The organism is Pseudorhodoplanes sp. (genome assembly GCF_059499825.1).
Genome location: NZ_JCABZI010000001.1, coordinates 333,952 through 346,721, shown reverse-complemented (window position 1 = coordinate 346,721; position 12,770 = coordinate 333,952). Strand labels below are relative to the sequence as shown.

At 63.5% G+C, this 12,770-nt stretch carries 13 protein-coding genes; 9 read left to right on the top strand and 4 right to left on the bottom strand.

What is annotated here, in order from left to right; translation table 11 throughout:
• Window positions 1-115: 115 nt before the first annotated feature.
• From AC5I5I_RS01755 to AC5I5I_RS01745, 3 genes are all read right to left on the bottom strand, one after another.
• Complete coding sequence (locus AC5I5I_RS01755) at window positions 116-1,075, bottom strand: acetyl-CoA carboxylase carboxyltransferase subunit alpha (protein ID WP_495969397.1); 960 nt, start codon at window positions 1,073-1,075, stop codon at window positions 116-118.
• A 93-nt stretch (window positions 1,076-1,168) separates the two neighbouring features.
• Window positions 1,169-2,134: a site-specific tyrosine recombinase XerD gene (locus AC5I5I_RS01750; protein WP_495969396.1), complete on the bottom strand. Its 966-nt coding sequence runs from the start codon at window positions 2,132-2,134 to the stop codon at window positions 1,169-1,171.
• A gap of 16 nt (window positions 2,135-2,150) precedes the next feature.
• The gene (locus AC5I5I_RS01745; RefSeq protein WP_495969395.1) at window positions 2,151-2,300 is read right to left on the bottom strand and encodes a histidine kinase; all 150 of its coding nucleotides are present in this window, start codon (window positions 2,298-2,300) and stop codon (window positions 2,151-2,153) included.
• A gap of 188 nt (window positions 2,301-2,488) precedes the next feature.
• On the opposite strand from AC5I5I_RS01745, the gene AC5I5I_RS01740 reads away from it, so the two are divergent.
• The 4 genes from AC5I5I_RS01740 (at window position 2,489) to AC5I5I_RS01725 (ending at window position 6,802) form a co-directional block, all read left to right on the top strand.
• The gene (locus tag AC5I5I_RS01740) at window positions 2,489-3,088 is read left to right on the top strand and encodes a shikimate kinase (RefSeq protein WP_495969394.1); all 600 of its coding nucleotides are present in this window, start codon (window positions 2,489-2,491) and stop codon (window positions 3,086-3,088) included.
• A complete protein-coding gene (aroB, locus tag AC5I5I_RS01735) occupies window positions 3,085-4,212 on the top strand; it encodes a 3-dehydroquinate synthase (RefSeq protein ID WP_495969393.1) in 1,128 nt (375 codons plus the stop codon). The genes AC5I5I_RS01740 and aroB overlap by 4 nt, the downstream gene beginning before the upstream one ends.
• A gap of 3 nt (window positions 4,213-4,215) precedes the next feature.
• Entirely contained in the window at window positions 4,216-5,520 is a 1,305-nt protein-coding gene (locus AC5I5I_RS01730; protein ID WP_495969392.1) for an HlyC/CorC family transporter, read from the top strand.
• Between the two features lie 406 nt (window positions 5,521-5,926).
• Complete coding sequence (locus AC5I5I_RS01725; protein ID WP_495969391.1) at window positions 5,927-6,802, top strand: LysR family transcriptional regulator; 876 nt, start codon at window positions 5,927-5,929, stop codon at window positions 6,800-6,802.
• A 39-nt stretch (window positions 6,803-6,841) separates the two neighbouring features.
• Here the strand turns inward: AC5I5I_RS01725 and AC5I5I_RS01720 are convergent, their stop codons facing one another.
• A complete protein-coding gene (locus tag AC5I5I_RS01720; protein WP_495969390.1) occupies window positions 6,842-7,117 on the bottom strand; it encodes a BolA family protein in 276 nt (91 codons plus the stop codon).
• A 100-nt stretch (window positions 7,118-7,217) separates the two neighbouring features.
• Here AC5I5I_RS01720 and AC5I5I_RS01715 point away from each other — a divergent pair, with 100 nt between their 5' ends.
• The 5 genes from AC5I5I_RS01715 (at window position 7,218) to AC5I5I_RS01695 (ending at window position 12,770) form a co-directional block, all read left to right on the top strand.
• Window positions 7,218-7,835 carry a J domain-containing protein gene (locus AC5I5I_RS01715; RefSeq protein ID WP_495969389.1) on the top strand — a complete coding sequence of 206 codons (618 nt, stop codon included), beginning with the start codon at window positions 7,218-7,220 and terminating at the stop codon, window positions 7,833-7,835.
• A gap of 208 nt (window positions 7,836-8,043) precedes the next feature.
• Window positions 8,044-9,042 (top strand): cobaltochelatase subunit CobS, encoded by a 999-nt coding sequence (cobS, locus tag AC5I5I_RS01710; RefSeq protein ID WP_325705668.1) that lies wholly within the window; start codon window positions 8,044-8,046, stop codon window positions 9,040-9,042.
• A gap of 97 nt (window positions 9,043-9,139) precedes the next feature.
• Complete coding sequence (locus AC5I5I_RS01705) at window positions 9,140-9,811, top strand: DUF502 domain-containing protein (protein WP_495969388.1); 672 nt, start codon at window positions 9,140-9,142, stop codon at window positions 9,809-9,811.
• 29 nt (window positions 9,812-9,840) lie between these two features.
• Window positions 9,841-11,745: a cobaltochelatase subunit CobT gene (cobT, locus tag AC5I5I_RS01700; protein ID WP_495969835.1), complete on the top strand. Its 1,905-nt coding sequence runs from the start codon at window positions 9,841-9,843 to the stop codon at window positions 11,743-11,745.
• Complete coding sequence (locus AC5I5I_RS01695; protein WP_495765007.1) at window positions 11,745-12,770, top strand: esterase-like activity of phytase family protein; 1,026 nt, start codon at window positions 11,745-11,747, stop codon at window positions 12,768-12,770. Before cobT ends, AC5I5I_RS01695 begins: the two co-directional genes overlap by 1 nt.

Genomic DNA, 12,770 nt, shown 5'->3' with positions numbered 1-12,770 from the left:
GACTTTCAACGCGGCGGGATTATGGCGACATCGCGGCAACGCCGATTAGCGTTAACGTTAACCCCTCAAATCACAAGGAAAAAACGCTCGATGGTAACCCGTGCGGGCTCCCGAATTAGAATTTTCCGCGGCCGATCGCGAGGAACTTGTCGCGCCGCATCGTGCGGATGGCGAGGCCGTCCAGGTCTCGCATGGCAGCGAAGGCTGCAGCGATCGCGTCCGCCGCTGCGTTCATTGCGGCCTGCGGGTCGCGGTGCGCGCCGCCGGCCGGCTCGGTGATGATTTCATCCACCACGCCGAACCGAATCAGGTCCTGGGCGGTGATCTTCATGTTGGTGGCGGCTTCCTGCGCCTTGGTGGTGTCGTGCCACAGGATCGACGCCGCCCCTTCCGGCGAGATCACGCTGTAGATCGCGTGTTCCAGCATCAGGACGCGATTCGCGGTCGCGATCGCAATCGCGCCTCCCGACCCGCCCTCGCCAAGGACCACGGCAACATTCGGTACGGTGAGATTGAGGCAGGCTTCGGTGGAGCGGGCGATGGCCTCGGCCTGGCCGCGTTCTTCCGCCCCGATGCCAGGATAGGCGCCGGCGGTGTCGATCAGCGCCAGCACCGGAATATTGAAACGATCCGCCATGTCCATCAGGCGCACGGCTTTGCGATAGCCCTCCGGCCGCGCCATGCCGAAATTGTGCTTCAGCCGCGCTTCGGTGGTCGATCCCTTCTCGTGGCCGAGGATGCAGATGCTTTCGCCGCGGAACCGGCCAAAGCCGCCGATGATCGCATCGTCGTCGCCGAACTTGCGGTCTCCCGCCAGCGGCACGAAATCCTCGATCATGGCGTTGATGAAGTCGAGGCAGTGCGGCCGCTGCGGATGGCGCGCCACCTGCGTCTTCTGCCAGGGGGTCAGATCCTCGTAGAGTTCCTTGAGCGTGGCGGCCGCCTTCGACTCCAGCCGGGCGATTTCCTCATCGACCTGCACCTCGCCGGAGCCGTCAGCCAGCACGGCACGCAATTCCTCGATCTTGGCTTCGAGTTCGGCGACCGGTTTTTCAAAATCGAGATAAGATCGCATCGCTATGGGGGAGCTTGCGGGCGGGGCGCCCGGGGCCGGGCGCACATGACCCTTTGCTGCGCGCAAGTCAAGCAAGCGGCGCTGCGGGACGCGTTAACGACCGTGCTCCGGGGGCGTGGCATCGTTCAGGGGGTGCAGATCGCGGACCAGGCTCTTCAGCCGTTCCTCCAGGATATGCGTGTAGATCTGCGTGGTCGAAATGTCCGAATGGCCGAGCAGCGTCTGCACCACTCGCAAATCGGCGCCATTCTGCAGCAGGTGGCTGGCAAAGGCGTGGCGCAGGACGTGAGGACTGACGGCCTGCGACCGCAATCCAGCCTGTGCGGCCAGCTCCTTCAGGTCGCGCGCGAAATGCTGTCGCGTGAGGTGCCCGTCCTGCCCGAAGGATGGGAACAACCAGGGAGAATCGCGGTGCTTGGTGTCGCCCAACAGGGCTCGGTAGCTTGATACCGCGTTACGTGCGGCGTCGTTGAGCGGCACCATGCGTTCCTTGCCGCCTTTGCCGCGGACCAGCAGCATCCGCTGGTCGTGGCGTGCGGCCGAGGCGGGCAGGCCAACCAGTTCCGACACCCGCAACCCGGTCGCGTAAAGCAATTCCAGCAGGCAATGCAGGCGGACCGCGCGTTGCCGTTCGGCCGCGGAGAGTTCCGCCTTGTCGGCATAGGCCCGCGCCGCCGCGATCAGGCGATCGGTCTCGGTAATCGTCAGCGTTTTCGGCAGCGAGCGTCCCCGCTTGGGTCCTTCCAGGATCGCGGCCGGATCATCGGACCGGTACCGCTCGGCATACAAAAAGCGGAAAAGTTGCCGTACCGCCGAAAGCTTTCGCGCAACGGACGTCGGTGCCAACCCGCGGCGCGCGAGTTCGCCGAGATAGCCGCGGATATCGTCGCTGGTGGCGGCGGCGACGCTGCTTCCCGTCGACGCCGCATAGTCCGAAAAGTCGTCGAGGTCTGAGCGGTAGGCCGAGAGCGTGTTGGGGCGGGCGCCGCGTTCGGCCGCCAGCATGTCGAGGAACATCCCGATCTGCCTGGTATCCGCTCCGGCCGCCTTGTTCGGCATGACGGGGCCCGCCACGCTAGCGCTGCTTGCTGAACCGGTCCTGCGGGATCGTCACGCTGATCTCGCGGGGTTGCGGCTGCACCAGCACCGCGAGGGCGAGCATGCCCGCATAGATCGCTCCAACGACGATCGCAACGGCGGCAAGGAAGCGGAACAGGCTCGGCATGGATCGACAATCGCGGCTCGAGTGACGGCGCCTCGATGAATGAGAGACGTGAGTACCAACATGTTCGCGCGGTCCTGACAAGGTTACGGCCAGGATTTGACCGGACACAAGGCCGGCCGGGACCGCCACTGCCTTGCAATCTTCCGGTCATGGTATAGTGGCGGGCCAAGGAACCTCCGTAAGGTCGCATGACGCAAACTTTAGCCGATATTGCCGCCCGCCCGATCGAGGCGGGAATCGTGGACGCGCTCGGCAGCCGTTCGCTGGTGCTTGTCGGCATGATGGGTGCGGGCAAGTCTTCCGTCGGGCGCAAGCTCGCGGCGCGGCTTGTCCTGCCCTTTGCCGATGCAGACACCGAGATTGAAGCTGCGGCCGGCATGACCATCCCGGAAATTTTCGAGATCCGCGGCGAACCCGAGTTCCGGTCCGGCGAGGCGCGGGTGATCGCACGCCTGCTCGACGGCGGGCCGCAGGTGCTTGCGACCGGCGGCGGCGCCTACATGAATGCCGAAACCCGGAAGCTGATCAAAGACAAGGGCGTTTCGATCTGGCTTCGGGCTGGGTTCGATGTGCTGATGAGGCGGATCAGGCGCCGTACCGACCGGCCGCTCCTGCACACTGCCGATCCTGACGCCACGCTGAAGCGGCTGATCGATGAGCGCTATCCGGTTTATGCGCTCGCCGAATTGGCAATCGAGTCGCGCGACGTCTCGCATGAAGTGATCGTCGAGGAAGTGATCGCGGCGCTGGCCGATTATTTTTCGATTTCGCGGAGCAGCCAGCCATGACCGTCCCCATTCGCTCGAGCGCTTCGATCGTGGTCGATGTCGCGCTGGCCGGGCGCGCCTATGACATCGCCATCGGGCGCGGTCTTCTGGCCGGTCTCGGCGGACGTGTGGCCGCGTTGCGCCCGGGTGCGCGCGTTGCCATCGTGACCGACGAGGTTGTCGCAAAGCAGCACCTTGCCGCGGCAGAGGCCTCGTTTGCGCAGGCCGGCATCGAGACCAGCCGCGTTGTCGTTCCCGCCGGCGAAGCAACCAAAAGCTACGCGATGTTCGAGCGTGTCTGCGAGGACGTGATTGCGGCACGCATCGAGCGCGGCGATCTGGTGGTGGCGCTCGGCGGCGGCGTCATCGGCGATCTTGCCGGCTTCGCCGCCTCGGCCGTGCGGCGCGGCGTCGACTATGTGCAGGTACCGACAACGCTGCTGGCGCAGGTGGATTCGTCAGTCGGCGGCAAGACCGCCGTCAACTCGCGGCATGGCAAGAACCTGGTCGGCGCCTTCCATCAGCCGATCCTGGTGGTCGCGGACACCGCGCTGCTCGACACCTTGCCGCTTCGCATCATGCGTGCAGGCTATGCCGAGGTCGCCAAATACGGATTGATCGCGGATGCCGATTTCTTTGCGTGGCTGGAGACCAACTGGCGCGATGTCTTTGCCGGCACGGCCGCGCGCGAGCATGCGATCGCGGTGAGTTGCCGCATGAAGGCGCAGATCGTTGCGCGCGACGAGCGCGAGACCGGCGACCGTGCGCTGCTCAATCTCGGTCACACCTTCGGCCATGCGCTGGAGGCGGCGGCCGGCTTCTCCGACAAGCTCTATCATGGCGAGGCCATTTCCATCGGGATGGCGCTGGCTTTCGCGTTTTCGGCGCGCCGGGGCCTGTGCGCGCCGGCGGTTGCAGAGCGGGTCGCGCGACATCTGGCGTCCGTCGGACTGCCGACCCGGATTGCCGAGATGCCCGGCGAGCGGCCTGACGCCGACCGGCTGCTCGAACTGATCGGGCAGGACAAGAAGGTCAAGCGGGGCCGGCTGACCTTCATCTTGGCGCGCGGTATCGGCGAAAGCTTCATCGCGCCCGATATCGATGTGGCCGATGTGCGGGACTTTCTCACCAGCCAGCTCGACTGACCGATGGATATTCCGGACTGGCTGTCACTGCTCATCATTCTGTTCTGCCTCGCGCTGTCGTTCTTCTTTTCGGGCAGCGAGACGGCGCTGACCGCGTTCTCTCGCGCGCGCATGCTGCGCATGGAGAAGGGCGGCAGCCGTAATGCCGGCATCGTCAACAGGCTGACGGATGCGCGCGAGCGGCTGATCGGAGGCATTCTCCTCGGCAACAACGTCGTCAACATCGCGGCGTCCTCGCTCGCCACCGGCGTGATGCTCGCGTGGTTCGGCGATGTCGGGGTGGTCTATGCAACGGTGGTGATGACGGCGGTGGTGGTGGTCTTTACGGAGGTGCTGCCGAAAACCATCGCCATCAACGCGCCCGAGCGCATTGCCCTGCTGGTCGCCCGGCCAATTCGTTGGGTCGTCAGGGTGTTCGGTCCGATCCTGATCTGGATCGAGAGGCTGGTCCGCCTGCTGCTCTCGGCATTCGGCATGCGCGTTGGCGAGAGCCAGCCGATCCTCTCCGCGCGTGAGGAGCTTCGCGGCGCCGTCGACCTTCTGCATCGCGATGGCGCGGTGGAGAAGCACGACCGTGACATGATGGGCGGCGTTCTGGATCTGCGTGAATTGCAGGTGTCCGACGTGATGATCCATCGCACCGAGATGATCACGGTTTGCGCCGACGAGAGTCCCGAAAGTGTTCTGAAAGCGGTGCTCGATGCACCGGTGACCCGCATTCCGCTCTGGAGCCGCACCCCGGACAATTTCGTCGGAACCTTGCATGTCCGCGACTTGCTGGTCGCGATTCAGCAGGCTGGCGGCAATCTGGCGAAGATCGATGTGGTTTCGCTCGCGCGGCCGCCGTGGTTCGTCCCGAACGTGCGGTCACTGACGGAACAGCTCAAGGCGTTCCGCCGCCGGAAGACCCCGCTGGCCCTCGTGGTGGACGAGTATGGGGAAGTGATGGGCCTCGTCACGCTGGAGGACATCATCGAGGAGATCGTCGGCGACATCACCGACGAGCGCGACGTGGATCTGCCAGGTGTATGGCCGCAGCCGGATGGCTCCGTGCATGTCGAAGGCAGCGTTCCGATCCGCGATCTCAACCGCGCGATGGAATGGAACCTGCCGGATGAGCAGGCGACCACGATCGCGGGGCTTGTCATTCATGAGGCGCGGTCCATTCCCGATGTCGGACAGACCTTCACCTTCTACGGCTTTCGCTTCGGCGTCCTGCTGAAGGACCGAAACCGGCTGACGTCGCTTCGCATAACGCCGCTGTCGCGTGCGCCAGGCTGGCAGGCGCGAACCCGCGGCGACGCGTGAGGCTTCCGGCATGGCATCATCATACTAATTGATACACAATCATTGATTGTGTGACATTAATAAGTTCTATATTGCCGAAATTGTTGGATGATGCCTCATAAGTTTTGATTTCCAGTTGATTCAAAGGCCTGCCGCAGGTACCTGCGAACCAGGTCGGTCCGGCCGCCCGATGGACGGATCTGACTGTTTGCATCCAAGGGTTGCGGGGTCGTCTGCCAACGCGATTGACGGCCGGCGGTCCTGTTTCATCGATGCAAATCCGCTTTCGGGCCGATCAAAACGTGATCCGTTGAACCCAGCCGAGCAACGCGTGTTGAGTTCGCGATACGCCAGACGCGGCCCTCAGTCGTTTGTCCACTGATCCTAAGCAGGTCCGAACCCGGGCCAACAACAGCGTCTCATTGACATGCAGCGGCGGCACGAAGCGCAAAACATCCCGATCGAACTCCTGCGTTCGTTTGTTGTGATTCAGGAATCCGGAAGCTTCACCAAAGCGGCCGAGGCGCTGCATTTGACGCAGCCGGCGATCAGCGCGCAGGTCAAGCGATTGCAACAGATCGTTGGCGGCGAGGTTTTCGTCAGATCGGGCTTTGGTGTTTCGCTTACTGCGAAAGGCGAGATCGTCAGCCGCTACGCACGGCGCATCCTCGCCATGAACGATCAGATATTGTCGCTGTCAGGAACGGCGTCGGTCGCCAGAACGGTCCGCATTGGGGTCCCGAATGTGTTTGCCTCGAGTACCTTGGCGACGTTGATTGCAACTTTCCGGGAACTGGCAAAAGGCGAGAGGCTGCAATTTTCCTGCGACACATCTACCGGACTGGCACGCAACGTCGCCAGCGGCTTTCTCGATGTCGTATTCGTATCGAGAGGAAGCGTCGCGTCGGCCGTTCAGGCCGCACAATGGCAGGAAAAGATTTGTTGGGTCTGTGCGCCCGACCTCACGACGAGCCCGGGCGCTCCGGTGCCGTTGCAGAGCTGGCCGCACGGAATTTCGGACCGGCTGGCGATTGAAGCGCTGGAGAATGCCGGATTGTCCTATTCCGTCGTTTTCGCGGCATCGGACCTGAGCGCGCATCTTGCGGCACTCAGGTCTGGTCTCGGTTTTGCCGTGCTTCCGGAGCGCGTCGTGCCCGCCGATTTGAGGGTGGCGCGCGAGCATTTCCTGCCCGCCCTGCCTCCGCTGGAACTTGGAATCTATATCAACGAGGAAAGAAACAGCCCGCAATTGCGAGACCTCGCGGCCGGCATGGCGAAGGCGCTTCGACCTGACCCGGCGTAGCGACGGATCGGCCGCGTTCGTCGCGTTCTCCGCGTGTGGCTATTGCCCGCCTTCGCCCGGTGCCGCGGCATGAAGCGCAAGCGCATGTACGCTGCCCGCCAGTTCCGCCGACAGCGCCGCATTGATCGCGCGATGCCGGTCGATGCGGCTCTTGCCACGGAACGCCTCTGATACGATATAAACGCGGTAATGCGTTTCCCCGCCCGGACGATGTCCGGCATGCCCAGCATGAAGATGTGACTCGTCTTCGACGCGGAGATTCTCGGGCGCGAAAGCTTCCGTCAATTTCTTCGTGATGACATCTTTCGTTTGCATGGTCGTATACTCGCTTCAGTTTGATCCGGTTGAAGCCAGATCAATCCTGGAAATGTCAAGTCTTGAACCTCAACGCGCAATCTTCGCATACTCTCAAGCCATGAAATTCGACTCGCCCCTGTTCGACAAGATTCGCGTAAAGCCCGGAGAGGACCGGCGGGCTCGCGCGACCGAGCATGTTTGCGAGTGGCCCGGTTGCACCAATGAGGCATCGCATCGCGCCCCGAAAGGTCGGGGCCGCGAGAAGGATTACTGGCGCTATTGCCTCGATCATGTGCGGCAATACAACCAGAACTATAATTTCTTCCAGGGTATGAGCGACGACGACGTCCGCAAGTATCAGAAGGACGCCCTGACGGGACACCGCCCGACCTGGAAAATGGGCACCGGCAAGAATGCCGATCCCGGCCGCTTTTACGCCGAGAACGGGATCGATCCGTTCGCGATGTACCGTGAACTGGGTGGCGAAGGCGCCGCGCCGGCCGGCGGACGGGCCAAGCCCAAGCCGGAAGGCCGCACCATACGCAACGCCGAGCGCAAGGCCTTCAATACGCTCGGGCTCGACATCGGGGTCTCACGGGTCGAGATCAAAGCCAAGTTTCACGACCTCGTAAAGCGCCACCATCCGGACAGCAATGGCGGCGACCGCTCGACCGAGGACCGGCTGATCGAGATCATTCAGGCCTATAATTATCTCAAATCCGTCGGCTTCTGCTGAACCGGCCGTCGTTCCCGGTTCCCGCCCGGCGCAATCCTGTTCCGCCTTTCCCGAAGACCCCGGAATGCCTATCTTTCCCGTGCATCCCGACATTCGCACGCGGTCTGGCGGGTTTCGCGGCGGTTGCCGTTTCTGCTAGGTTGGCGACCGATTTGCCCACCTGAAGCGACATTGGCGCGCCCCGGTCCGGCTGGCGCATGGAGAAGCAATGGCTACTGCATCCGAAGAGATCCCCCAGGGCCCCGGCGGGCTGCCCGACATGAAGGTTTCTGTCCGGCAGGTTTTCGGCATCGATTCCGACCTCGAGGTCCCGGCCTATTCCGAGCCGGATGCCCATGTGCCGGATCTCGACCCCGATTACTTGTTCGACCGGCCGACCACGCTTGCAATTCTGGCAGGCTTTTCCCGCAATCGCCGGGTGATGGTCACGGGCTATCACGGCACCGGCAAGTCGACCCATATCGAGCAGGTCGCGGCGCGCCTGAACTGGCCGTGCGTGCGCGTCAATCTGGACAGCCATATCAGCCGTGTCGACCTTGTCGGCAAGGACGCCATCGTCATCCGCGACGGTCTGCAGGTGACCGAGTTCCGCGACGGCATTCTGCCCTGGGCGCTCCAGCACAATATCGCGATGTGTTTCGACGAATACGACGCCGGCCGCCCCGACGTGATGTTCGTGATCCAGCGCGTGCTCGAACAGTCCGGCCGCCTGACGCTGCTCGACCAGAACAAGGTGATCCGGCCGCATCCCTCTTTCCGGCTGTTTGCGACCGCAAACACCGTGGGGCTGGGCGACACCACCGGGCTCTACCATGGCACCCAGCAGATCAATCAGGGACAGATGGACCGCTGGTCGATCGTCACCACGCTGAATTATCTGCCGCACGACAAGGAAGTCGACATCGTGCTGGCCAAGGCCAAGCACTACCGCAACGAGGAAGGCCGCGACATCGTCTCGAAGATGGTGCGCGTCGCCGATCTCACCCGCAACGCGTTCATGAACGGCGATCTCTCGACCGTGATGAGCCCGCGCACGGTCATCACCTGGGCGGAGAATGCCGACATTTTCGGCGATGTCGGCTTCGCGCTGCGCGTCACATTCGTGAACAAGTGCGACGAACTGGAGCGTCCGATCGTCGCGGAATTCTATCAGCGCAGCTTCGGGCAGGAATTGCCGGAATCGTCGGTGAATGTTGCACTGACATAGCGGGACAAGCCGGCGCGGCGGCGTATACGATGGGTGCCGGATTTGCAGCGCTCGCGTCGCGTGCCGCGGCGCTGCGCAACCGGACTGGTGGCTGCCCATGACGCATATGTTCCGTACATTCGTGTCCGGCCTCATTCTGTTGTTGCCGCTGATCATCACGCTTGCGGTGGTGGCGTGGCTCGGCCAGTTCATTATCACTTACGTCGGCCCCTCCAGCGTCGTCGGCCAGGCGCTGATGACGATCGGATTCGGTTTCTCGGCGTCCCAGTTCGTGGCCTATGTGATCGGGCTCGTTCTGTTCCTGGTGGTCGTCTATCTGCTCGGCCTCGCGGTCGAGTCCCGGTTGCGCAGCCATCTGTCGCAGTTTCTGGATTCGACCATGCGGCGAATCCCGGTGATCGGAAACCTGTATGACCTGATCCATCGCTTCGTGGCGTTGATGGACAAGAAAGACGTCGAGGGCCTCAAGAGCATGAGCCCGGTCTGGTGCTTTTTCGGTGGTCCCGAAAGTGCGGCGGTGCTGGCTCTGTTGCCGACGCCCGAGCCGATCATGGTCGGCAAGACGGCCTATCACGCCGTTCTCATTCCCTCCGCGCCGCTTCCGGTCGGAGGATGCCTTGCTTATGTACCGGCCGAATGGGTTCAGCCGGCGGATATCGGCGTGGAAAAGCTCGTCAGCATCTATGTGTCGATGGGTGTCACATCGCCGTTGAAGATCGAGCCCTTGCCGGTCCCCGGATCGACGACGGGCAAGTTGGCCGCTACATGAAGAAGACGCAGGAACCGCAAGCCGCAGCCATGTCCTCGAACTACAAATCGAAGCCGTCTCAAAAGGAATCCCCCGCCGAGCCGTTCAAGCGTGCGGTGGCCGGTTGCCTGCGCGCGATTGCCAAGCGCCCCGAGATGGAGATCGCCTTCGCCGCGGAGCGGCCGGGGCTTATCGGTGGCAAGGTGCGGTTGCCGGAGCCGCCACGCAAGCTCACCAAGGGCGAAGCGGCGATCGTCCGGGGCCATGCCGATTCGGTCGCGCTCAAGCTCGCCTGTCACGATCCCAATGTGCATCGCAAGCTGATCCCGGGCGGCCAGCAGGCCCGCGCGGTATTCGATGCGGTGGAGCAGGCGCGGGTCGAAGCGATCGGCGCGCGCCGGATGTCGGGTGTCGCAAAAAATCTCACGGCGATGCTCGATGACAAGTTTCATCGCGGCAAGTTCGACGAGATCACCGACCGCGCCGATGCGCCGATCGAGGAAGCGGTCGCGATGATGGTGCGCGAGCGCCTGACCGGCCAGGCGCCGCCGGCGGCGGCGAAGAAGCTTGTCGATTTGTGGCGTCCGATCATCGAGAACAAGGCCGGGCGCGGGCTCGACCGTCTGGAATATCTGATCGAGGATCAGGCGCGCTTCGGCGACGCGATCCACGATCTGCTGGACTCGCTCGACATGGGTGAGGATCGCAACCGAGATTCCGAGGAAGACGACGACACCGAGCAGAGCGAGGACGACCGCAGCCAGAACGAGGACGGCGAGGAGGGCGAGGCGTCGGACTCCGAAGACATGCAGCGCATGTCGGTCGAACAGGCCGAAGCGTCCGCCGAAGATGCCCAGGAGGCCGCCGCCGAGGCCACCGACGCGCCGAGTTCGGACATGTCCGACGACGCCGACATGGGCGATTCCGAAACCCCGTCGGAGCCGTGGCGTCCGCGCGGCGGCCACAACGAGCATCGCGGGCCGGAATACGGCGCTTTCGTTTCGAAATTCGACGAAGAGATCGAGGCCGAGGATCTGTGCGAGCCGGACGAACTGGACCGCTTGCGCAGCTATCTCGACAAGCAATTGTCGCATCTGCAAGGCGTGGTCGCGCGCCTCGCCAACCGCCTGCAACGCCGCCTGATGGCGCAACAGAACCGCGCCTGGGAGTTCGACCTCGAAGAGGGCATGCTCGATCCGGCGCGGCTGTCGCGCATCATCGTCGATCCGATGCATCCGCTGTCGTTCAAGCGCGAGAAGGACACCAATTTCCGCGACACGGTGGTCACGCTGCTGCTCGACAATTCCGGCTCGATGCGCGGACGGCCGATCACGGTCGCCGCCACCTGCGCCGATATTCTCGCGCGCACATTGGAGCGCTGCGGGGTCAAGGTCGAGATCCTGGGATTCACCACGCGCGCCTGGAAGGGCGGGCAGTCGCGCGAAGCGTGGCTTGCGGCCGGCAAGCCGGCCAATCCCGGCCGGCTCAACGATCTGCGCCACATCATCTACAAGGCGGCCGACGCACCGTGGCGACGCGCGCGCAAGAATCTCGGCTTGATGATGCGCGAGGGGCTGCTGAAGGAGAATATCGACGGCGAAGCGCTGAACTGGGCCTATCAACGGCTGATGGCGCGTCCCGAACAGCGCCGGATCCTGATGATGATCTCGGACGGTGCACCGGTCGACGATTCAACGCTGTCGGTGAATGCGGGCAACTACCTCGAGCGGCACCTGCGCTGGGTGATCGAGGAAATCGAGACCCGCTCGCCGGTCGAGCTGATCGCGATCGGGATCGGTCATGACGTGACGCGTTATTATCGCCGCGCGGTGACCATCGTCGATGCGGAGGAGCTTGGCGGCGCGATGACCGAGAAGCTTGCCGAATTGTTCGACGATGATGCCAGTGCAGTAGCGGCTGCCGTTCGGCGCGTTCCGCGGCGGCTGCATTCGTGATGGATCGCAGCCGGGTTTGCGGTGCGCTGATCGCAGCGAGCCTTCTGCTATGCGGATGGTCGGCCTCGGCGCAGCGTTTGCCGTCTCCGCCTGCAACGCCGCCCACCAAGTTCGAGATCCAGGCCAAGCCGATCGAGGCGTTCGACCCGCGCGAGCCGCAACGCCGTCAATTCGGAAACCTGATCTTTCGCGGCGGGCTGGAGTTGTCGTCGTCGCATAAGCAGTTCGGCGGGCTCTCGGGCATTCGGGTGTCCGACAACGGCAACTTTCTCGCCGTGACCGACAAGGCCGACTGGATCCGTGGGCGCATTGTCTATCGCGGCGATGCGCCGGTCGGGATTGCCGGTGCCGAAATTGCGCCGATGCTCTACGCCGATGGCCGGCCGATCACCGCGCGGGGCTGGTACGACACCGAGGCGCTCACCGAGGACGGCGGTTTTGTCTATGTGTCGATCGAGCGCGTGCACCGCATTCTGAAGTTCGACTACGGCAAGCGCGGCTTGATGGCGCGGGCGACACTCGTGCCGGTGCCGTCCGAATTCGCGAAGCTTCCAAGCAACAAGGGCGTCGAGTGTCTTGTGGTCGCGCCGAAGGGAACGCCGATCGCGGGCGCGCTGATCGCCATTTCGGAGCGCGGTCTGGATGCGGCCAAGAACATCCGGGCCTTTCTGATCGGCGGACCTAAGCCAGGTCTTTTCTCGGTGAAGCCGAGCGATGACTTCGACGTCGTCGATTGTGCGCTGGCGCCGAATTCCGATCTCTTGATCCTCGAACGGCATTTTTCGTGGCGGCGCGGCGTGGCGATGCGGTTGCGTCGCGTTGCCTTGTCCGAGGTCGTACCGGGCGCCGTGCTGGAAGGGACGGTTCTGATTTCGTCCGACATGGGTTTTCAGATCGACAATATGGAAGGCCTCAGCGTGCATCGCTCCGCGAGCGGCGAGACGGTGCTGACGCTGGTGTCGGACGACAATTTCTCGATCATCCAGCGGACGATCTTGCTGCAATTCACGCTGCTCGATCGGTGA